Annotated in this window: 17 protein-coding genes; 9 read left to right on the top strand and 8 right to left on the bottom strand. The window is 62.5% G+C overall.

Annotation, left to right across the window (positions count from 1 at the left end):
- Positions 1 to 58: 58 nt before the first annotated feature.
- The 3 genes from QQ992_RS11130 to QQ992_RS11120 all read left to right on the top strand — a co-directional run bounded on the left by QQ992_RS11130 (position 59) and on the right by QQ992_RS11120 (position 4,530).
- The gene (locus tag QQ992_RS11130; RefSeq protein ID WP_286113390.1) at positions 59 to 358 is read left to right on the top strand and encodes a hypothetical protein; all 300 of its coding nucleotides are present in this window, start codon (positions 59 to 61) and stop codon (positions 356 to 358) included.
- Between the two features lie 295 nt (positions 359 to 653).
- Positions 654 to 3,644, top strand: coding sequence for a T6SS effector BTH_I2691 family protein (locus QQ992_RS11125; RefSeq protein WP_286113389.1), 2,991 nt, complete (start codon positions 654 to 656; stop codon positions 3,642 to 3,644).
- 4 nt (positions 3,645 to 3,648) lie between these two features.
- On the top strand, positions 3,649 to 4,530 hold the full coding sequence (locus QQ992_RS11120; RefSeq protein ID WP_286113388.1) for a DUF6708 domain-containing protein: 882 nt from the start codon (positions 3,649 to 3,651) through the stop codon (positions 4,528 to 4,530).
- On the opposite strand, the gene QQ992_RS11115 is transcribed toward QQ992_RS11120, so the two are convergent.
- Positions 4,514 to 5,329, bottom strand: coding sequence for a class I SAM-dependent methyltransferase (locus QQ992_RS11115; RefSeq protein WP_286113387.1), 816 nt, complete (start codon positions 5,327 to 5,329; stop codon positions 4,514 to 4,516). The genes QQ992_RS11120 and QQ992_RS11115 overlap by 17 nt on opposite strands.
- 219 nt (positions 5,330 to 5,548) lie before the next feature.
- Positions 5,549 to 7,735: an OsmC domain/YcaO domain-containing protein gene (locus tag QQ992_RS11110; protein ID WP_119369673.1), complete on the bottom strand. Its 2,187-nt coding sequence runs from the start codon at positions 7,733 to 7,735 to the stop codon at positions 5,549 to 5,551.
- 245 nt (positions 7,736 to 7,980) lie between these two features.
- On the opposite strand from QQ992_RS11110, the gene QQ992_RS11105 reads away from it, so the two are divergent.
- From QQ992_RS11105 to QQ992_RS11090, 4 genes are read left to right on the top strand one after another with little or no spacing between them, the layout of a single operon-like run.
- Positions 7,981 to 8,436, top strand: a complete 456-nt coding sequence (locus QQ992_RS11105; RefSeq protein WP_060497053.1) for a (2Fe-2S)-binding protein — start codon at positions 7,981 to 7,983, stop codon at positions 8,434 to 8,436.
- Positions 8,436 to 10,685 carry a xanthine dehydrogenase family protein molybdopterin-binding subunit gene (locus tag QQ992_RS11100; protein ID WP_286113386.1) on the top strand — a complete coding sequence of 750 codons (2,250 nt, stop codon included), beginning with the start codon at positions 8,436 to 8,438 and terminating at the stop codon, positions 10,683 to 10,685. The genes QQ992_RS11105 and QQ992_RS11100 overlap by 1 nt, the downstream gene beginning before the upstream one ends.
- 18 nt (positions 10,686 to 10,703) lie before the next feature.
- Positions 10,704 to 12,047 carry a c-type cytochrome gene (locus QQ992_RS11095; RefSeq protein WP_286113385.1) on the top strand — a complete coding sequence of 448 codons (1,344 nt, stop codon included), beginning with the start codon at positions 10,704 to 10,706 and terminating at the stop codon, positions 12,045 to 12,047.
- 13 nt (positions 12,048 to 12,060) lie between these two features.
- A complete protein-coding gene (locus QQ992_RS11090; RefSeq protein ID WP_286113384.1) occupies positions 12,061 to 13,083 on the top strand; it encodes an XdhC family protein in 1,023 nt (340 codons plus the stop codon).
- On the opposite strand, the gene QQ992_RS11085 is transcribed toward QQ992_RS11090, so the two are convergent.
- The 4 genes from QQ992_RS11085 to QQ992_RS11070 form a co-directional block, all read right to left on the bottom strand.
- Entirely contained in the window at positions 13,084 to 13,872 is a 789-nt protein-coding gene (locus QQ992_RS11085) for a substrate-binding periplasmic protein (RefSeq protein ID WP_286113383.1), read from the bottom strand. It lies immediately after the preceding gene.
- Positions 13,873 to 14,054: 182 nt separating this feature from the next.
- On the bottom strand, positions 14,055 to 14,696 hold the full coding sequence (locus tag QQ992_RS11080) for a LysE family translocator (protein ID WP_286113382.1): 642 nt from the start codon (positions 14,694 to 14,696) through the stop codon (positions 14,055 to 14,057).
- 51 nt (positions 14,697 to 14,747) lie between these two features.
- Entirely contained in the window at positions 14,748 to 14,948 is a 201-nt protein-coding gene (locus QQ992_RS11075) for a DUF1289 domain-containing protein (RefSeq protein ID WP_028697727.1), read from the bottom strand.
- Positions 14,949 to 14,956: 8 nt separating this feature from the next.
- A complete protein-coding gene (locus QQ992_RS11070; RefSeq protein ID WP_105948807.1) occupies positions 14,957 to 15,274 on the bottom strand; it encodes a hypothetical protein in 318 nt (105 codons plus the stop codon).
- A gap of 316 nt (positions 15,275 to 15,590) precedes the next feature.
- Here QQ992_RS11070 and QQ992_RS11065 point away from each other — a divergent pair, with 316 nt between their 5' ends.
- Complete coding sequence (locus tag QQ992_RS11065) at positions 15,591 to 17,336, top strand: BCCT family transporter (RefSeq protein WP_286113381.1); 1,746 nt, start codon at positions 15,591 to 15,593, stop codon at positions 17,334 to 17,336.
- A gap of 46 nt (positions 17,337 to 17,382) precedes the next feature.
- Here the strand turns inward: QQ992_RS11065 and QQ992_RS11060 are convergent, their stop codons facing one another.
- Positions 17,383 to 18,045 carry a response regulator gene (locus QQ992_RS11060; RefSeq protein ID WP_286113380.1) on the bottom strand — a complete coding sequence of 221 codons (663 nt, stop codon included), beginning with the start codon at positions 18,043 to 18,045 and terminating at the stop codon, positions 17,383 to 17,385.
- Positions 18,042 to 19,436, bottom strand: a complete 1,395-nt coding sequence (locus QQ992_RS11055; RefSeq protein ID WP_286113379.1) for an ATP-binding protein — start codon at positions 19,434 to 19,436, stop codon at positions 18,042 to 18,044. The genes QQ992_RS11060 and QQ992_RS11055 overlap by 4 nt, the downstream gene beginning before the upstream one ends.
- A 151-nt stretch (positions 19,437 to 19,587) precedes the next feature.
- Between QQ992_RS11055 and QQ992_RS11050 the strand changes: the two genes are divergently transcribed.
- A complete protein-coding gene (locus QQ992_RS11050) occupies positions 19,588 to 20,781 on the top strand; it encodes an efflux RND transporter periplasmic adaptor subunit (RefSeq protein ID WP_286113378.1) in 1,194 nt (397 codons plus the stop codon).
- The last annotated feature ends 1 nt before the right edge of the window (position 20,782 follow it).

Raw genomic sequence — 20,782 nt, 5'->3', positions numbered from 1 at the left:
CCGCTTCGCTTGAATGAAATATCCTGCAAGGTATTCAACACATGAAGCCGGAGTAAACATGAGCAGTAACACGAAGGCCCCCCACACCTCCTTGGCGCTGACCACCCTGCTCGCCCTCAGCCTGGCGCTCTCTGCTGGCTGCTCCAGCAAAAACAGCAAGGCACGCTATGGAGCTTCTACCGTAGGCTCGAACTGCTTTGCCAAAGCAGTCCCCTCAACCGGAGAAGGTGGTTTGGCGTGGGGGAATACCCTGAGCATTGCCCGGCAGAAGTCGCTGAACAACTGCGTGCGCTATGCCACCCGGTCAGGAGGCACGCCTAGAACGTGCCAAGTGGTGATGGCCAAGTGCAAGAATTAAGTGTTTATGCACTACCAATAAAAACGGAAACTTCCTACAAATATAAACAAGCTGTCTTACTGCATTAAACACTACAACTATCAGACTCAAAACCCGACAACATATTCTTACACTTCCCGCCTCGACGCTACTGCCTTAATCAAGGCAATGTCCTGCACTTGAAGATCAACTGAAGATTCATTCACCACACTTCATTGATCAAGAAAGTTTCATTCTCCAACCCTCTCGAAGCCAAAGTAGTGCGCACTGGGCTTGTGCACGACCTGTAACGGCAAGTGCTGAACAAGGAGTTCACATGACTGATGCTTCCGTCAGCAGCGCCACTTCCGGCCCTGCCTGCAGCGCACGCGTCCCCATTCTGCCCATCCGCTATGCCATCGTGCCGCGCACCGCTGACGCACCCGCCTGCCGTTACGCCGATTCAGGCTTCAACCTGGAACAAGGCTTCGCCCCGCTGCAGCGCTCCGCCTATACCCTCCGCGCATTGCGCCCGGGTTATGTCTACGTGTTCATGAAAGGCCCTGTGGGCCAGAAGCTGGTCATCCATGAGTACGTTGGCGCGGGCCTGTACAAGGAACTGCTCTACAAAGGGCTGGATGGCTACCACCGGCGTGACCGTTACCTGTCCAGCCGCCCCATGGGCTGGGTGTGGGCCGACACCTGCCCCGATACCGCCAGGGAGGTGTGGATCGGCTACAGCCCGCACCTGTGGACCAACGCCATGACCGCCCGCATCACCGGCTCGTCCGTCCTGCGTAAACGGCACATGCGCCGGCTGGACATGGCCGAACTGATAGCCGGCAACCGGGCACCCTCGACCCAGCCCCATGTCTTGCCGGTCAGTGCCCTGCAAACCTGGGTCGAAGACTTCAAGCCCACCGAGCGGCGCATGCCGTTGAGCTGGAGCAGCGACCCGATCACCGACACCTTGCCCATCGGCAACCTCGTCGCCGTGGCCCGGCACTATCCCTGGACCCAACCCAAAGTGCCGGTGGTGGTCGCACTCGCCGACGCCGAAGGCATGGCCCTGGACCTCAGCCTGTCGGTGTCGGCCTACCAGCACCAGCTGCGCGACCTGATGCCCGCCGAGCAGCTGCAACACACCAAACCCGCCCAACCGCCCGAGCACGAACGCGTGCCGGCGTGCTTCCAGCTGGATGCCGAACAGTTGAGCACGCAGAGCCGTGATTTTCACCATCGCAACCTGGTGGCCATGCTGCTGAACAAGACGCTGGAGAGTATGTATCCGGCCGACGCTGCCTCGCCGGAACTCGCCGCGTTCCGGCTGGGCACGGAACGCCGGGGCCCCGCCCTGTCGCCCGCCGAGTCACATTTCCAGGCCCTCACCCACAAAGACTACTCCCCCCACGGCGCGCGCCTGGCACAGCGCCTCGATCTGGACAAATACCGGCGCTTCCTCGCCGAACGTGACGAGCTGGGACGCCGGATGGCCGCCCTGCGCAACCAGGCCTTGCACGCCAGCAACGACCATGACGCCTGGCTGGCGACGGCCGAGCCCGAGCATATCGACAACCCCTACAGCCTGGCCGCCGCCCTGGCCTGCTACGACCGCGACGAAATCGTGTCCGCCCGTGGCCTGGAAATCTCCCTGGCGCTGCTGATCCACCCGATGGGCCAACCGACGCCGGGCGCCGAAGAGCTGGATCGGCGCTTCAAACGCCTGGAACAGTGGCTGGACCGGGACGACAGCCCGCTGTACACCGCCCTGGCGCCCTTCAACCCGTTCAAGGACAAGGCCGATTCGATCGGCAGCCTGTTCGGCGCCGTAGACAATGTGATCAAGGGGCTGGCCGGTCGCTTCCCGGCCATGGCCGACATCACCGACCTTACCGCCCAGTCGGTCAATACCGTGGTGCTCAAGCGCCTGCGCGGGCAAACCCGCTGGGACGCCAGCCATGGCCTGCGCCAGCAGGTGTTGTTGGCGGCGCGTGAAGCGAATGCCGAGAAAGCGCTGGGGTTGTTGGCTGCGCGTTACGGGATCACCGGGCAGGCCATCAAGAACAACCCGTTCAGCCAGGAGGTGGAGAAGTACCTGAAGAATGGCATGGCGCAGGTTGAGGAGATGAAACAGCTGCGCATTTCGGGGAGCCGGACGATCTCGATCGAACTGACCACCACTGCACGGGTGAAACCCAACTTTCTCGGGATGCTCACCTCGGGAGGAGGCGGTGGTTTGAACGCGGGGATGCTGTGGTACAACATCCTATCGCTCCAGACGGCCTACAACAGCCTGCAAAAGAGCAATGCCCCGGAATACACCTTGGGTTTTGCTTCGTCGATTTTCGGGGTGATCGGTGCAGCAGCGGCGACGCTGGTTAGCGTAAGGGCCACGCAGAAGGCCGTGATGCTGAGGTTAAGTTCGACAGCGCCAGGGATGGCGTTTGGCAACGGAATTATAAAACACTTAGGCAGCAATTTATTCGCGCGCGCTTCTGGCTACCCGGCGATTATACTGGGATTAACTTCAGACCTGTTAAAAGGGTATCGACAGTCACAAAACGGCAACGCCATATCAGGTGCTTACACTGCTGCCGCTGGATTCACATCTGCCGCAGGGGCCACTCTTATGCTTGAGGCTAGCCTCGCCATCGCTGGCCCAACGTTTTTAATTCCCTTTGCGGGTTGGACCGCAGCGAGCCTAGTGCTAGTCGGTGCCATCGTGCTTGCTGGGGGACTTTACCTACACGCTAAAGCGCATGAGCGCCTTCATAGCCCGATAGAACTATGGGCAAGCAGAAGTATTTTTGGCACAAAACAAAACGATGGAGAGATCCGTGCCGGGATAAGATTAGATTACCAAGGCTTTCTCCCAGGCTTCGCCAACATCAACGAAGAGCTTGAGTCTTGGCATGCTCAAGTTTACGCCCCCGTTGCACTGACAGCTGAGCAAGCAGCATTGCTGAATCTTGAGGGATTGACTACAAGGTTGAGCTCAGAAAGTCACTGGCCAACACCGGATTGGGCAACAATCATTCACAGCCATGTGGATGAGGCCATGGCCACTATAGAGTTCACCGTACTGCTAAAAGACTTTACTGTAGGGCAAAGCCAATGGCATGGCACCTTGACAGCCAAGGACTTCGACAACACTTCAACAAACTTGCGAGCAGAACCGACTTGTCACTTGAATTCGGCAGGGCTTATTTTGCATTACAAAATAGATAGTGCCAGAGCCAAAAGCGCCACACTAACAATAGAATACCAACCCAATCAAGGACTATCCAAAAACACTCATTCATCCTCAAGCCTGCACATTGAAAGGTAGTACCATGACAACAATATGGCTATTCAGCCCACACAAAAAAACGGATATCAAACCAAAAATTCAAGGACAAATTTCCAGCTTGACCGACACAGTAGCACAGTTGAGAAACCCGTGGGTTTCTGACTCAGTCTTCATGGCCAAAATGTATACTGGCACAATCTTAGCCATAGCCATGACATCCTATATAGGATCTTTGATCTACACGATCAATTATGAACAGAAAGGCGCCCTCGCCTTTATTGCAATACAAATATTTGGACCACTCATTTTCACACCATTCCTAGCCTATCGAATTTTCTTCATAAAGAAACTCTCCAGCATCTACCTCAATAGATCAACCCAAAAAATCTATTACAAACGAATAAATAAACTTATGGTCTTTGATTGGAGCAATACAGGAGGCGGCGTATTCAAACGCACCGAATTTGGTGGCTCATCCTTCAGCACCAGCTACGCCCTCGCCTTCGCCCCGCGCCGAGCAGACGGCAGCCTCCACCAAAAAGACTGCCTCTGGGTCGACAGCAACGAACCCACCGAGTCCGACGTCAGGCACGTCGCCGAAGTCTGGGAATACCTGCGCCACTTCATGGCTTACGGCCCCGATAAACTCCCCCCGCCCGGCGAACCCAACTGGTGGCACAAGCCCCTGCATGCCATCTGCCTGACCCCGGCTGAAGCCTGGCGCCACTACGCCCCCTGGCGAACCGGCGAACCCGGTGAAATGCAGGGTAAGAAAAACTGGCAACTGCCCTTCTGGGCCGTGCTGTTCCCTTACAACCTGACCGTCGCCATCTGTTGGTACTTCATCTGCAAGCTCTTCAATGTTCGCGCGGCACCGCCACCCGCCGAGGCTTTTGAAGGTGTGCCGGCTAACGCCCGCGAATGATCACCACCTCAAGGTATTCGCTGGGTACCACCAACGATGAAGGCCCTCCCACATTGCTCTCATCCAGCAATTGAGTAAGGTCTCGTTCCAAAGCACTGGCCTTCTCCGCATCCAGCGAAGCGAACGCCTTGTGCACCGGCCCGTACCAGGTACGAAACACCTCGATGAAATGCGCCGCCGAGCGGTAGCGGAAGTTGAACTGCTGGCGGCTGACATTCAGCTCACCCAGCACCCCTTCGAACATCACGCGCAACTGTTCCTCGTCACCCCACCGCGAGGGCGGCAAGGCCCCGGCGGGTGGCGGCACATGCCGCCCGAGGGTCTTGAACATCTGCCCGACAAAACCTTGCGGGGTCCAGTTGGCCAAGCCTATACGGCCACCGGGCCGGCATACCCGCCCCAGCTCACGTGCGGCCTGGGCCTGATCAGGGGCAAACATCACACCGAACGTGGAGAGCACCGCATCGAAGGTGCCATCGGCAAACGGCAACGCTTCGGCATCGGCAGCCTGAAACAGCACATTCAGGTGTTCGGCCCGTGCCCGCTCTTCACCACGCTTGAGCAGTTCGGGTACATAGTCGGTGGAGGTGACGCGGCAACCGCGTCGGGCGGCCGCCAGTGTGGCGTTGCCGTTGCCGGCCGCAACATCCAGCACCTGCTCATCCCAGCGCAGGTCACAGGCTTCTGCCAGGCGCTCGCCAACCAGTTGCAGGGTGGTGCCGATCACCGCGTAGTCACCGCTGGCCCAGGCGGCTTGCTGACGGGCTTTGAGGGCATTGGTATCCAAAGGGGTGCTCATGGTCTGCGCCTTTTTGCTGTGCGCGGCCGAGGTCCTTCTGGCGGTTAACGCGCCATGGATTTGGGGAGCAAGATGTTACGCGCCTCTCAGGCCAAGCGGAAAGGCGAATTGGGGATAGGGCTGTGATCAAAGCGATATATGGCAACGGCTACGCCGGTGTTCGCGCGACATCTGGATATCGAGCAGGGCTATTAACTAGCCCTGCAAGAGATTGCGTCCTCAGGCGAACTTGGCCCGGGCGGCGTGCAGCTTTTTGTAGCTCTCGATCAAGCGCAGGTGGCGATCGAGGCCTTCCAGCTTCATGCTAGTCGGGGTCAGGCCATGGAAGCGCACGCTGCCATCCAACGAGCCCAGCACAGCATCCATGCGTGCGTTGCCGAACATGCGGCGGAAGTTGGCTTCGTAGTCGTCCATCTCCAGCTCGTCATCCAGTTGCACTTCCAGCACCACGTTCAAGGCCTGGTAGAACAACCCGCGCTCGACGGTGTTGTCGTTGAACTGCAGGAACGCCTCGACCAGCTCCTTGGCCTCCTCGAAGCGCTGCACTGCCAGGCAGATCAGCAGCTTCAGTTCCAGAATGGTCAACTGGCCCCACACCGTGTTTTCGTCGAACTCCACGCCAATCAGTGTGGTGATGGTGGTGTAGTCATCCACATCGCAGTTGTCCAGGCGCTTGAGCAGCAGCTTCAGGGGGCGGCTTTCAAGGTTGTGCAGGTTGAGGATATCGGCACGGAACGACAAGGCGCGGTTGGTGTTGTCCCAGATCAGGTCCTCGACCGGGTAGATTTCCGAGTAGCCCGGCACCAGGATGCGGCAGGCAGTGGCGCCCAGGTTGTCGTACACCGCCATGTACACTTCCTTGCCCAGGTCTTCAAGGATGCCGAACAGGGTTGCGGCCTCTTGAATATTGGAATCCTCGCCGTGACCGGAGAAGTCCCACTCGACGAACTCGAAGTCGGCCTTGGCGCTGAAGAAGCGCCACGACACCACACCGCTGGAGTCGATGAAGTGCTCGACGAAGTTGTTCGGCTCGGTCAGCGCGTGGCTTTCGAAGGTGGGCTGCGGCAGGTCGTTCAGGCCTTCGAAGCTGCGGCCCTGCAGCAGTTCGGTAAGGCTGCGCTCCAGTGCCACTTCCAGGCTTGGGTGGGCGCCGAACGAGGCGAATACGCCGCCGGTGCGCGGGTTCATCAGGGTCACGCACATGACCGGGAATTCGCCACCCAGCGACGCATCCTTGACCAGCACCGGGAAGCCCTGCTCTTCCAGGCCCTGAATGCCGGCAACGATGGCCGGGTACTTGGCCAGTACTTCCTGCGGCACATCCGGCAGGCACAGCTCGCCTTCGAGGATTTCGCGCTTGACTGCGCGCTCGAAGATTTCCGACAGGCACTGCACCTGCGCTTCAGCGAGGGTGTTGCCAGCGCTCATGCCGTTGCTGAGGAACAGGTTTTCGATCAGGTTGGAGGGGAAGTACACCACCTGCTCGTCCGATTGGCGCACGAACGGCAGCGAGCAGATGCCGCGCGCCGTGTTGCCCGAGTTGGTGTCGTACAAGTGCGAACCGCGCAGCTCACCGTCGGGGTTGTAGATTGCCAGGCAGTGCTCGTCGAGGATCTCGGCGGGCAGCGCATCGCGTGGGCCAGGCTTGAACCACTGCTCGTTCGGGTAATGCACGAACGGCGCGTTGGCCAGGTCCTCGCCCCAGAACTGGTCGTTATAGAAGAAGTTGCAGTTCAGGCGCTCGATGAACTCACCCAGCGCCGATGCCAGCGCGGCTTCCTTGGTGGCACCCTTGCCATTGGTGAAGCACATCGGTGACTGCGCATCACGCACATGCAACGACCACACGTTGGGCACGATATTGCGCCACGAAGCGATCTCGATCTTCATCCCTAACCCGGCCAGGATGCCCGACATGTTGGCGATGGTCTGCTCCAGCGGCAGGTCCTTGCCAGGGATGTAGGTGGTGCTGTCCGACACCGGCATCAGCAGGCCCTGGGCGTCGGCATCGAGGTTGTCGACCACCTCGATCACGAACTCGGGGCCGGTCTGTACCACCTTCTTGACGGTGCAGCGGTCGATCGAGCGCAGGATGCCCTGGCGGTCCTTCTCGGAAATGTCTTCGGGCAGCTCGACCTGGATCTTGAAGATCTGGTTGTAGCGGTTTTCCGGGTCGACGATGTTGTTTTGCGACAGGCGAATGTTTTCGGTCGGGATGTCGCGGGTCTGGCAGTACAGCTTGACGAAGTAAGCCGCGCACAAGGCCGAAGACGCCAGGAAGTAATCGAACGGGCCTGGGGCCGAACCATCACCCTTGTAGCGGATCGGTTGGTCGGCGATCACCGTGAAGTCGTCGAACTTGGCTTCGAGACGGAGATTGTCGAGAAAATTGACCTTGATTTCCATGCGGGTTTACCGTGATTTAAGCGTGCAAAACGAAAGTGGCCGGCATTATCCGGGTTTTCAGCCTGGAAGTCCTGTTTACCTCGTCGCTTGCGCATTCCACCGGATTGCTTGCCTGATCCTCTGGACCTGCCCCCGCCACCGGACCAGCGGTCATGCCCCTGTGCTAGCGTTTCTTCTCTGGGGAACAACGTATTCCCCGCCCCAAAAAAACACAGCGACAGCAACCGATGATTGGCAGGTGAACCATGGAACTACGCATCAACCAGAAGACCTATCAGGTCGAGGTGGACGCCGACACGCCCCTGCTGTGGGTAATCCGCGACGACCTGGGGCTGACCGGCACCAAGTATGGCTGCGGCCTGGCCCAGTGCGGCGCCTGTTCGGTGCTGGTGGACGGCAACGTGGTGCGCGCCTGTGTCACCCCGGTGGCCGGTGTGGTCGGGCGCGAAGTGACGACCATCGAAGCGGTCGAAGCCGATGCCGTTGGCAAACGGGTGGTCGCGGCCTGGGTCGAGCACCAGGTGGCCCAGTGCGGCTACTGCCAGTCCGGCCAGGTGATGGCGGCCACGGCGCTGCTCAAGCACACCCCTAAGCCCAGTGACGCGCAGATCGACGCGGCCATGGTCAACCTGTGCCGCTGCGGCACCTACAACGCCATCCACGCGGCCGTGCATGCGCTGGCCCAAGGGGAGCAGGCCTGATGAACACGCCAGTCGATACCCCGGCCGAACTGCTCAAGCTGCAAATGGGCGAAACCGTCAACCTGTCGCGTCGGCGCTTTCTTGCCGGCACGGCCGTCGGGGCCCTGGTGCTGGGTTTCGGCCTGCCAATGGGGTCAGCACGCGTACAGGCGGCGACTGCAGCCGCCCCGCAACGCGGTACACAAGTGCCTGCGTTTCTTGAAATTCGCCCGGATGGCACGGTGCGCCTGCTCAGCCCCTTCATGGAAGGCGGGCAAGGGCCCTTCACAGCCATGGCGCAGATCGTAGGTGAAGAGCTGGATGTCGACCCTGCCCATTTCGTGGTCGACAGCGCGCCACCGGGCAAAGCCTATGTCGTCATGGAAAACGGTATGCGCATCACTGGCGGCAGCATGTCGGTGCGCATGAGCTACCCGACCATGCGCCGCCTGGGTGCCCTCGCCCGGGCCATGCTGCTGCAGGCCGGCGCCCAGCAGTTGGGTGTACCGGTCGATGAGCTCTCCACCACGCCGGGCAACGTGGTACATACCACGACAGGCCGCTCCATCCCCTATGGCGAACTTGCCGGCCGCGCCATGGACCTGCCAGTACCCGACCCGGACAGCGTCAAATTGCGCGACCCCAGCCAGTTTCGCTGGATCGGCAAGCCGGTGCGTCGCCTGGATGCCTACGACAAGTCCACCGGCAAGGCGCAGTACTGCATCGACATCAAGGTCGACGGCATGCTCCACGCCGCCGTGCAGCACGCGCCACGCCTGGGCATGACCGTGGGCAGCCTGCGCAACGAAGAGCAGGTCAAGGCCATGAAGGGTGTGCATTCCGTGCATCAGTTACCGGGCGCTGTCGCCGTGGTCGCCGAGCGCTGGTGGCATGCCAAACGTGCGGTGGAGGCTATCCAGGTGGACTGGCAAGAGGCGACCGCCGACACCAAGGTGCGGGCGATGCCGGCAGACTTCTCCAGCGATGGCTGGCGCGAGCACCTGGCCACGGTCGAGGGCCCGGCACGTGATGAGGAGAACGAGGGCGACATCACGGGTGCCTTGAGCAACGCCAAGACCAAGGTCGAGGCCAGCTACCACAACCAGTACCTGAACCATGCCCAGCTGGAGCCGCCCTCTGCCCTCGCCCGCTTCAACGCGGACGGCACCCTGGACGTGTGGCTGCCCAACCAGGCACCGGACATGTTCCGCGACGACATTGCCAAACGTACAGGCCTGGAGGCTGCGCAGATCAACCTGCACTCGCCACTGCTGGGCGGCTTCTTTGGCCGCCACTTCCTGTACGACTCGGCCAACCCCTACCCGCAGGCCATTGCACTGGCGAAGGCTGTGGGGCGGCCGGTGAAGCTTATCTGGAGCCGCGAAGAGGAATTCCTGCGTGATGTGCTGCGCCCGGTCGCCGTGGTGAAGTTCCGCGCCGGCCTGGATGCCGACGGCATGCCGGTGGCCCTCGAAGCGGTAAGCGCCACCGAAGGCCCGACCGAGGCCCTGGCCGGCAAACAAGGTGAAAAGATCGACCCGACCGCGCTTGAAGGGCTGTCGGGCAAAGCCTACGCCATCGCCAACAAGCGCATCGCGCAGATCTACGTAAAAGGCCCGGCCATGCTCGGCTACTGGCGCTCGGTGGGTAACTCGCTGAACGACTTCTTCTACGAGTCGTTCCTCGACGAACTGGCCGACAAAGGCGGCAAGGACCCGTTCGAACTGCGCCTGCACCTGCTGCGCGACAACCCGCGCCTGACCAATCTGCTGAACGCGGTCGCCGACCTGTCCGGTGGCTGGAAGCGCGGCCCGTTCACCGCCGAGGATGGCAGCAAGCGGGCGCGCGGCGTGGCCATGGCCTCGCCATTCGGCTCGGAGGCGGCAGTCATCGCCGAGGTGTCGATCGAGAACGGCCAGGTGAAGGTGCACGACATCTGGCAGGCCATCGACCCGGGCAGCATCGTCAACCCGGCGATCATCGAGCATCAGGTGAACGGCGCCGTCGCCCTGGGGCTGTCGCAGACGCTGGTGGAAGAGGCGGTATACGTGGATGGCAAACCGCGAGCGCGCAACTACGACCTGTACCCGATCCTGCCGCCTTCACGCATGGCCCGGGTGCATGTGCGCATTGTCGAAAGCGGGGCGAAGATGGGCGGCATTGGCGAGCCTCCGTTGCCGGCCGTAGCCCCGGCGGTGGCCAACGCCGTCGCGCAACTGACTGGCCAGCGCGTGCGCAGCCTGCCAATGAGCCGCCATACCTTCAGCTGACCGCACAAGGATCGCCCCATGACCCATCGTTTCGCAAGAACCGCTGGCTGGCTGGCGCTGCCGTGCCTGGTCGCGGCAGGCCTGATGGCCTGGTATGTCACCCGCGAGCCTGCCTCGCCGTTCGTCGATGCACAGGCCAGTGCCGCCGACCCGGCGCTGGTCAGCCGTGGCGAGTACGTGGCCCGGCTCAGCGACTGCGTGGCTTGCCACAGCCTGCCGGACGGCAAACCGTTCGCCGGCGGGCTGGAAATGGCCACCCCGCTGGGGGCCATCCACGCCACCAACATTACCCCTGATCGCGACAACGGTATCGGCAACTACAGCCTCGCCGACTTCGACCGCGCCGTGCGCCAGGGTGTCGCGCCCGGCGGTCGGCGGCTCTACCCGGCCATGCCCTACCCGTCTTACGCCAAGCTCAGTGACGACGATGTAAAGGCGCTGTACGCATTCTTCATGCACGGCGTGCAACCGGCCCGGCAGGCCAACCTGGCCAGCGACATCCCCTGGCCGCTGAACCTGCGCTGGCCCATTGCCCTGTGGAACGGCCTGTTCGCCGCCACCACGCCTTACGCCGACAAGGCCGGGCAGGATGCGCTGTGGAACCGGGGGGCCTATATCGTTCAGGGCCCTGGTCACTGTGGCAGTTGCCACACGCCCCGTGGCCTGGCCTTCAACGAAAAGGCGCTGGATGACAGCGGCAAACCATTCCTGGCGGGCGCCCTGCTCGATGGCTGGTACGCACCAAGCCTGCGTGCCGACCACAACACAGGGCTGGGGCGCTGGAGCGAAGACGAGATTGCGCAGTTTCTCAAGACCGGCCGCAACCGCCATGCCGTCGTGTTCGGCTCGATGACCGAGGCGTTCAACAACTCCACGCAGTTCATGAGCGACGATGACCTGGCGGCCATCGCCCACTACCTGAAATCGCTTCCCGGCGACCCGCAGCGCGATGGGGCGCCGTGGCAATACGTGGCCGAGTCGGCAGCAACACAGCTCGACAGCCCGGGCGCACATACCTACGTGACCCGCTGCGCCTCGTGCCACGGGCTGGAGGGCAAGGGCCAGGACCCATGGATGCCGCCATTGGCGGGGGCAACCTCGGCACTGGCGAAAGAAGACGCTTCGGCAATCAACATTACCTTGAACGGTTCGCAGCGGGTGGTGACGGCGGGGTTGCCTGATGCCTACCGCATGCCGGCCTTTCGCGAGCAGTTGAGTGACCAGGAAATTGCCGATGTGCTCAGCTTCGTGCGCATGGCTTGGGGTAATCATGGCGGTGGTGTGGATGCACAGGCCGTGGGCAAGTTGCGCGGGCATACCGACCCGGCCAGCAGTAGCCCGATCATTTTGCATATGCGCTGAACGGGAGCCCCCCATGGAAAGCATCGACCTGCTGGTGCTGCGCACCACCCGAGACTGGCTCACCGCCGGGCACCGCGTCCTGCTGGCCACAGTCGCCCGCACCTGGGGCTCCTCCCCGCGTCCGGTGGGCTCGATGATGGCCTTGCGCAGTGACGGCCGGGTGGTCGGCAGTGTCTCCGGTGGCTGTATCGAGGACGACCTCATTCACCGTTACACCACCGCCTACGGCGGCCCCGGCATGCCCGATGGCTTGCCCCAAGTGGTGCGTTACGGCGTCAGCGCCGATGAGGCACACCGTTTCGGCCTGCCCTGTGGCGGCACACTGGAGCTTGTGCTGGAGTTCGCAACGCCGCTGCAGCACCTCGAACGACTGCTGGCCTGCCTCGACAAGGGCAGCCTGGTCCGCCGAGGGCTCAACCTGCACAACGGTGATATCAGCCTGACCCCCACCAGCACGCCTGACCTGTTCAGCTTCGATGGCCACCACATGCTCAACACCCTTGGCCCGGGCTACCGTTTACTGCTGATCGGTGGTGGCGCTCTGGCCGAATACCTGGCCACCATGGCCCTGTTCAATGGTTTCAACGTTTCGCTGTGCGACCCACGCCCTGAGTACACCGCAGGCTGGAGCGTGCCCGGCGTCAACCTGCTGGCCGGCATGCCCGACGACGTGGTCCGCGCCTTCGCTGCGGACCTGCGTAGCGCCATCGTCGCCGTCAGCCACGACCCCAAACTGGATGATCTGGCCCTGCTCGAAGCCTTGCACAGCCCGGCGTTCTACATTGGCGCCATCGGCTCGCGGCGCAACAGCCAACTGCGCCGTGAACGCCTGATCGAGCACTTCGGCGAAAGCGAGGCGTCGCTGCAACGCTTGCATGGCCCGATTGGCATCTACATCGGCAGCAAGACACCGGCCGAGATCGCCGTCAGCGTCATGGCCGAAATCCTCGCAGCGAAGAACGACGTCTCCCTGCCTGGCGCGGTCAACGTGACCCGGGCCAAGCACGCACGGGAGGCCGCGCACCTTCCTCGCTGATTACTGCCACCGCTCCAGGTTCTGCTGCAACAACTGCTGCGGCAACGCCCCGGCCACGATCTTTTCCATTTCCCGCGCCAGCGCTTCACGCAAATGCGGCCGATTGCAGGGCGAATCGTGCGAAAGCGCCAGGTACAGCCCTTCGCTGGAGATTGGCGGCTCCAGCACCTGCACAGTGCTGGCAATCCCCAAGGTGCGCGCCAGTGCCATGCCGGGGTACTGCTCGTACACGACATAGTCGCTGCGTTTGTGCATGAGTTTTTCGAATGCCTGCCTGGCGCTGGGTACTGCTTCGAGGATGAGGTTGGCCCTGGCAAAGTCGTCGAACTGCTGACCGTGGCTGTTGTTGACCAAGGTCCCGCCTTTGCGACCTTTCAGGTCTGCCCATTGGTGGTAGGCAAAGGCATTGTCCTGGCGTACCCAGACCACGCTGGGCGTGTGCAGAAATGGCGGGGTGATGAAGTCCATCTGTTGCTGCCGGGCCTGGGTCATGAAGTACCCGGCCATCAAGTCGATCCGGCCGGTGCGCACCTCTTCCTGGGCACGCGACCACGGCCCGCCGTAAACCACCTCGATCTCCAGCCCCAACTGCTTGCCCAGGTACTTGAGCAGGTCAGCGTTGGCACCGATCAGTTGCTGGGGGTTTTGCGGGTCGCGCCACAGGTACGGGGGGTATTCCGGGTTGCCGGTGGCGGTCAACCGCCGGCAAGGCTCTTCCGCTACCGCAGCCAATGGCAGCAGCAGGCACGACAACAGGAGCAAGCCGTGGCGAAAGCAACGCTCGATCATCTACAACCCTCGGCACAAGTTACATCCGGTGACCCGGCGTGGTGGCCAAAGGCTGCCACATCCTGTGATCAACTGCAGCATTCATCTGTGCGGGCTGTAGACAGTCTGGACCCTGCGCGAAAAGTAGATGGGCCTTTCATCGGCTAACGGTGGAACGAGTCGTCGATTACCTTCTCAGGCACTCAGGCGCCCTGACGACGCATCGCCAGGATCGCCGCACCAAACCCGATGAAGGTGGTGCCCACCACCCGGCTCACCCAGCGCGACAGCGACGGCCGGGTCAGCACGCCTTTCGCCCGTGCAGCCAACGCGGCATACATGCTCAGCGAAACCAGGGACAACGCCACGAAAATACCGGTCAACGCCAGGAATTGCGGCAACAATGCGGCCCCTTGGTCGATGAACTGGGGGAACAGCGCCGTGAAGAACATGGTTGCCTTGGGGTTGGTCACTGCGGTAAGGAACGCCGACTTGTAGAGCTTCAGCGGCGAGGGGCGAACCTTGGCCGCACCCTCTGCCGTAGCCTGCGCCAGCATCGGGCCTTTTTTCAGCAACTGCCGCACCCCCAGGTAGAACAGGTAGCCCGCCCCCAGGATCTTCACGGCATTGAACAGCACTTCAGAACTGGCCAGCAGCGCGCCCAGGCCCAGCATGGCGGCTGCCGACAGGCAGAACAGGCCCGAGCCATTGCCCAACGACGACCAGATCGTGCTGCGCTGGCCATGGGCCAGGCTGTTGTTGATGGCCATGAGGGTGGCGGGGCCGGGGCTGCCGATCGCGATGGCGGCAACCAGGGTAAACGCTAACAGCGAGTGAACATCCATTTTCAGGCTCTTCAGGCAAATCAGGAAAGGCCCTGTACAGGGCGCGAGGGTTCAGTCGGTATTCTGCCGCTTGGCTGCCTTCTTGACGATAGCCTTCATCCGCGTTGCCGCGCGTTGCACGGTGGCCATCTTTTCCGGCCGTTTCATGCCCCGCCACTTGCGGATTTCGTCACGGGTGCGGCCACAGCTCACGCACAGCTCGCTGTTGAGCTGGCATAACGAAACGCAGGGGTTGTCGATGTCTTTGGCCATGCCACCACTCAGCCAGGCAGTTCTGCCCGCGCACGCTCGGCAGCGCTGTGGAACACCTGGCGCACTTCCTCGGCCTTGACCTTGCTCACCGACCTGGCAGCCAGCAGCTCATCCACCACCCGGATGCACTGGCCCAGGGCGGTGTCCAGTTGCTCGGCGTCAGACGCGTCAGCGATATCACCCAGATAAGGAGCGATGAGGTACACGTAACGGTCCTGCAGCTTGAGCGCTGCCAGCGCGTCGAGGGCTTTCTGGAACCGATCGGCAGCGGCAGGGCTCATGCTCAATTTATCGAAATGAATCAGGCTCACACGATCAGTGGCCATTTTGACGAATCTCCGTTTCCTGGTACGGCCAGGCCCGCAAGCAGCAGCGCTTCTACGGTGCTCGGATGAGCGGGCCCGGGTAATGCCCATCAGGGTACCAGAACGCGAGGCAGAAAGGGCTATTGCCCCCAGAACTAAAAGTATTTGCCAAGTCGCGCAATGGACGCCCCAGGGCGTTATCGAGACAGGGGGCGCCTTTTCCCGCGCAGGATAATCGCGCCAGCATTCCACCCCGCCGAGGCCGTCATCGAACTCGGTAGCCCACACAACAACAAGCCTGCGCCCGCAGGTAAGCCACAAAGGGGCCTCATCATTCATGGCAAAGGAACACATCACCGAAACGCTCGACCTTGGCGTGACGGACCCCTCGAAAACCGCAGAAGCCCGACAGGACCGGCATTTCGAGGGCAAACTCGACGGCGTCGTGTTTGGTTTCACCAGTCTCCTGGCAATCGCGTTCGTACTCTGGGGTTTCCTCAACCAGGCCAGCCTCGCCAGCAGCGCTTCCAGCGCGCAGTCCTGGGTCATTCTCAACTTTGGCTGGTTCTTCGTGCTCACATCCACCTTGTTCGTGGTGTTCGTGCTGTGGCTGGCCGCCAGCCGTTATGGCCGGGTGCCACTGGGGCGTGATGGCGAACAGCCAGAATTCCGTACGGTGTCCTGGGTGGCCATGATGTTCAGCGCCGGCATGGGCATCGGCCTGATGTTCTTCGGCGTTGCCGAGCCGCTGTCGCACTATGTGTCGCCGCCGCCGGGCTCGGCCACCGGGCAGACAAGTGAAGCGATGCAGGTGGCCATGGCCACCACCTTGTTCCACTGGACCCTGCACCCTTGGGCCATGTACGCCATCGTCGGCCTGGTGATTGCCTATGGCACCTTCCGCCGTGGCCGTTCACAGCTGATTTCCGCTGCCTTCCGCCCGTTGATCGGCAAGCATGCCAACGGCCCGCTCGGGCGCATGATCGACATGATGGCAATTTTCGCCACGCTGTTCGGCTCGGCGGCCTCATTGGGCCTTGGGGCCCTGCAGATTGCCGGCGGCCTGGAGTACAACGGCTGGATCGAGAGCCCCGGCAAGCTGTTCTACATCTCGATCATCACCCTGCTGACCATTGCCTTCGTCACCTCGGCGGTGTCGGGCATCGGCAAGGGCATCCAGTGGTTGTCCAACACCAACATGGTGCTGGCACTGGTGCTGGCAGTGTTCGTGTTCATGGTCGGCCCGACCTTGCTGATGCTCAACCTGCTGCCGACCTCGCTTGGCATCTACATCAAGATGCTGCCGGAGATGATGGCCCGTACCAACGCCAGCGGCGGTGAGCAGATGAACAACTGGCTGGCCGGCTGGACCGTGTTCTACTGGGCCTGGTGGATTTCCTGGACTCCGTTCGTGGGCATGTTCATCGCCCGCATCAGCCGCGGCCGCACTATTCGCCAGTTCGTTACCGGTGTACTGCTGGTGCCCAGCCTGGTCAGCCTGGTGTGGTTCACCATTTTTGGCGGTGCGGCCATTGATGCCGTACGCGAAGGCGCGTTCCAGCTGGCCAATGGCGCAGTCAACAGCAACCACGCGCTGTACCAGTTGCTGGGCAGCTATCCACTGGCCTCAGCGACCTCGGTGCTGGTGATGATCCTGGTGGGCATCTTCTTCGTTTCGGGTGCCGACGCCGCCTCGCTGGTGATGGGCACACTCTCGGAGCATGGCACCACCGCACCCTCGCGGCGCACGGTGATTTTCTGGGGCGCGCTGACCGGTACCGTGGCGGCGATCATGCTGGCGATTGGCGACCCGCGGGACCCGGGCGAGGCGCTGACGGGGTTGCAGAACCTGACCATCGTCGTGGCCTTGCCCTTTGTGGTGGTGATGGTGCTGCTGTGCCTGGCCCTGTACCGCGACCTGCGCAAAGACCCGATGATGCTGCGCCACCTGCGCGGTAACGAGCTGATCGAGAAGGCCGTGCTGTATGGCGCGGTGAAGCATGGCGAGGAGTTCTACATCGTGGTGCAGGAGAAGAAGGCTTCAGTGAAGGTCTCAACAGAAGCCGAAGTGACCGGTAGCTGACCGGGACGGCCTGGAAACCGGGGCTGCTGCGCGGCCCCGTTCACCTTCATTCAAATTCCAGGCTGTAGCCCACCCCATACACCGAGCGGATCGGGTCATGCCCCGGCATCACCGCAGTCAGCTTGCGTCGCAGGTTCTTCACATGGCTGTCCACCGTGCGGTCGGCCACCACCCGGTGGTCCTGGTAGATGTGGTTCATCAACTGGTCCCGCGACAGCACCTGCCCCGGGCGTACCGCCAACGCTGCCAGCATGCGGAACTCCACGGGTGTGAGCTCCAGCGCCACGCCCCGGTAGCGCGCCTGGAATGCACGGGCATCCAGTTCCAGGCCCAGGTTGCCTGGCTGCTCGCCACTGCGGCGCAGCACCGCCTTCACCCGTGCCACCAGCTCGCGGGGCGAAAAGGGCTTGCAGATGTAATCGTCGGCACCCAGCTCCAGGCCCAGCAGGCGGTCGATCTCGTCCACCCGAGCGGTCATCATGATCAGCGGCAAGTGGCTGAAGCCGCGCAGCTCCCGGCAGATGTCCAGGCCGTCACGGCCCGGCAGCATCAGGTCCAGCAGCACCAGGTCGTACTGGCCCTGGCGAATGGCCGGGATCACCGCCAGGCCGTCGGCCAGATGATCGACGCCATAACCACCCGCCCGCAGGTAATCGCCCACCAGGGCGGCGAGCTTGGGTTCGTCTTCCACCAGCAGGATCCGGCTCATGTTTGCTCTCCAGCAACCGGCAGGGCCAGCACCAGCAGCAGCCCGCCCATGGCAGAGGCCTTGGCTGTCAGCCGACCACCGTGTACTTCAGCAATACCGCGACAGATCGCCAGGCCCAGCCCGGTGCCGCCACTGGCCCGGTTGCGCGAGCGCTCGGCGCGGTAGAAACGTTCGAAAAGGCGCGCCAGCGACGCGCTGTCGACGCCGGGGGCGGTGTCTTCGCATTGCACCAGCACCTCGCCACCCTCCTGAAACGCACGCAACACAGTATGGCCACCTGCATCGGTATAGCGGCGGCTGTTCTCCAGCAAATTGTGCAACAACTGGCCCAGTCGCGACTCGTCGCCCAACACCCACAACGGCTGCCCGGGTAAGGCCAGGCGCAGCGCCAGGCCACGTTCGGCGAAACTGGCCTGGAAGGCTTCGGCAACCACCGACAGCAGCACGCATAGGTCGATACGTTCGCGACGGTAGGTAGGGCCGCCGACCTCGGCCAACGACAGGTCGAACAGGTCGTCAACCAGTTTGCTCAATGCCCCCACCTCGCCTTGCAGTGAACGCAATGCATTGCCGTCCAGGGGGCGAATGCCGTCTTCCATGGCCTCCAGCTCGGCGCGCATCACGGCTAACGGCGTGCGTAATTCGTGGGAGATGTCTGCCATGAAGTCGCGTCGCAGGCGTTCGTTGCTGGCCAACGTGGCAGCCATGCGGTTGAAGTCACCGGCCAGTTGCCCGGCTTCGTCCGCCGAACGCACCGGCAGCTGGATGGCGTAGTCGCCTGCTGCCAGGCGATGGGTGGCGCTGGCCACTTCGCGGATGGGCCGCAACAGGGCGCGGCTCAGCCACCAGGCGATGACCGCCGTGGCCAGCAGGCAGGCCAGGCCGATCAGCAGGCTGGAGCGCAGCTGGTTGAGCTGGAAACGCTGGTCGCCAATGCTGGTCACCGACTGCAGCGGTGCCAGAGCCATCCATCCAACCACCTGGCCCTGGTGATGGATGGGGCGCAGCAGCATGTCGGCCGGGGCGGCCTGGTAGCCGATGATCGGCTGACGTTGCGCATCAAGCAGGGCAAAACGCACGAACGCGCCAGTCAGGTCGGAAACCGTCAGCAGGCTGGCGTCGAAACGTGCGTTGGGCAGCACGTCTTCCGGGCGCAGCAACTCGAACCACTGGTCCTTGTCACGACGGATGAAATCCCAGCTGCCATTGCGCGCATAGGCCTGCTCGACCCTCGGCACGATGCGGTCCATGCGCTCCTCGGCCTGCTGGTTGAGGTAACCGAGAAAGCCGTACTTCAAGCTCAGGTAGGCGGCAAACACCATGCCCAGCACGGCAAATGCACACACCGTGAGCATGGCGAAGAAGAACTTGCGCGAAAGGCTGACTTTCATGGCACCGCCGGCACGTTGGAATTGCCCGTATTGAAGCGTGCAGGCCCATGTGCCGCAAGGCTCGGCGGGCAATCTCCATGCTTTCTGCACATTGCCTGCACAATTGCCGCGCACGCTGGCGCCATCGAAATCCCTTGGCTCGGAGCCTGCGATGCCTACTTTATTCCACTCCCTGATGTTCGCCCGTTCGCCCCTGGCGCGTGCCTTGTTGCTGGGCGCCGGCCTGCTGGTCATTGGAGGCTGCCGTGAAGCCGAAACGGGCGCCGCAGCGCCCCCCGTACAGGAAGTTGCTGTCTACGAGGTGACCACTGCCGCCCAAACCTTGACCACCACCCTGCCCGGTCGCGCCAGTGCTCACCTGATTGCAGAGATTCGCCCACAGGTCGGCGGCATCATCCAGAAGCGCCTGTTCAACGAGGGCGATACGGTCAAGGCCGGCCAGGCGCTGTACCAGATCGACCCGCAGCCTTACCAGGCCACGCTGGCCCAGGCCGAGGCCACGGTCAGTTCAGCACGCGCCACCCTCAAGGCCGCCGAGCTGAAGGCCAAGCGCGATGCCCAACTGGTGAAGATCGACGCCATCAGCGCCGAAGACAACGAAAGCGCCCAGGCCTCCCTGCTCGAAGCCCGCGCCAGCCTGCAATCGGCCCAGGCTGCGCAGCGCTCCGCGCGTATCAACCTGGACTACACCCGCATCAATGCGCCGATCGATGGGCGCACGGCCACCTCGTCGGTGACCCCCGGCGCACTGGTCACCGCCGAGCAGACCACCGCACTGACCACCGTGCAGCAACTGGACCCGATCTACGTCGACTTCACCCAGCCCAGCAGCACCCTGCTGCGCCTGAAACGCGAACTGGCCGAAGGCAAGCTGGCGCCCAGCACGCAGCAGGACGCCACCCGTATCAGCCTGGAACTGGAAGACGGCAGCACCTACCCCCATGCCGGCACCCTTACTTTCAACGGCGTGAGCGTGGATGAAAGCACCGGCAGCGTGACCTTCCGCGCCGTGGTACCCAACCCCGATGGCCTGCTGATGCCGGGCATGTACCTCAAGGCCACCGTGCAGGAAGGCGTACAAGCGGATGCCATCCTGGTACCGCAACAGGGCGTGAGCCGCGACGAGCGCGGCGATGCTACCGCCCTGGTAGTGGTCGACGGCAAGGTACAGCAACGCGAACTGACCCTGGCTCGCGCAGTGGGCAACCGCTGGTGGGTCAGCCAAGGCCTGGCCGCTGGCGACCAGTTGATCGTCCAGGGCCTGCAAAAGGTGCGCGTTGGCCAGCAAGTCCAGGTGCGGGACAACGCCCTGACCGCCCGCAACGACAGCGCGCGAGGCGAATGAC

The organism is Pseudomonas kurunegalensis, from assembly GCF_030291635.1.
In the GTDB taxonomy this organism is placed as follows: Bacteria; Pseudomonadota; Gammaproteobacteria; order Pseudomonadales; family Pseudomonadaceae; genus Aquipseudomonas; species Aquipseudomonas monteilii.
This window is presented reverse-complemented; position numbering and strand designations above follow the sequence as displayed.

Bases quoted from the DNA above. Each gene is read 5' to 3' on its own strand.
- QQ992_RS11130 (WP_286113390.1), top strand. From the start codon at position 59: ATGAGCAGTAACACGAAGGCCCCCCACACCTCCTTGGCGCTGACCACC.
- QQ992_RS11125 (WP_286113389.1), top strand. From the start codon at position 654: ATGACTGATGCTTCCGTCAGCAGCGCCACTTCCGGCCCTGCCTGCAGC.
- QQ992_RS11120 (WP_286113388.1), top strand. From the start codon at position 3,649: ATGACAACAATATGGCTATTCAGCCCACACAAAAAAACGGATATCAAA.
- QQ992_RS11115 (WP_286113387.1), bottom strand. From the start codon at position 5,329: ATGAGCACCCCTTTGGATACCAATGCCCTCAAAGCCCGTCAGCAAGCC.
- QQ992_RS11110 (WP_119369673.1), bottom strand. From the start codon at position 7,735: ATGGAAATCAAGGTCAATTTTCTCGACAATCTCCGTCTCGAAGCCAAG.
- QQ992_RS11105 (WP_060497053.1), top strand. From the start codon at position 7,981: ATGGAACTACGCATCAACCAGAAGACCTATCAGGTCGAGGTGGACGCC.
- QQ992_RS11100 (WP_286113386.1), top strand. From the start codon at position 8,436: ATGAACACGCCAGTCGATACCCCGGCCGAACTGCTCAAGCTGCAAATG.
- QQ992_RS11095 (WP_286113385.1), top strand. From the start codon at position 10,704: ATGACCCATCGTTTCGCAAGAACCGCTGGCTGGCTGGCGCTGCCGTGC.
- QQ992_RS11090 (WP_286113384.1), top strand. From the start codon at position 12,061: ATGGAAAGCATCGACCTGCTGGTGCTGCGCACCACCCGAGACTGGCTC.
- QQ992_RS11085 (WP_286113383.1), bottom strand. From the start codon at position 13,872: ATGATCGAGCGTTGCTTTCGCCACGGCTTGCTCCTGTTGTCGTGCCTG.
- QQ992_RS11080 (WP_286113382.1), bottom strand. From the start codon at position 14,696: ATGGATGTTCACTCGCTGTTAGCGTTTACCCTGGTTGCCGCCATCGCG.
- QQ992_RS11075 (WP_028697727.1), bottom strand. From the start codon at position 14,948: ATGGCCAAAGACATCGACAACCCCTGCGTTTCGTTATGCCAGCTCAAC.
- QQ992_RS11070 (WP_105948807.1), bottom strand. From the start codon at position 15,274: ATGGCCACTGATCGTGTGAGCCTGATTCATTTCGATAAATTGAGCATG.
- QQ992_RS11065 (WP_286113381.1), top strand. From the start codon at position 15,591: ATGGCAAAGGAACACATCACCGAAACGCTCGACCTTGGCGTGACGGAC.
- QQ992_RS11060 (WP_286113380.1), bottom strand. From the start codon at position 18,045: ATGAGCCGGATCCTGCTGGTGGAAGACGAACCCAAGCTCGCCGCCCTG.
- QQ992_RS11055 (WP_286113379.1), bottom strand. From the start codon at position 19,436: ATGAAAGTCAGCCTTTCGCGCAAGTTCTTCTTCGCCATGCTCACGGTG.
- QQ992_RS11050 (WP_286113378.1), top strand. From the start codon at position 19,588: ATGCCTACTTTATTCCACTCCCTGATGTTCGCCCGTTCGCCCCTGGCG.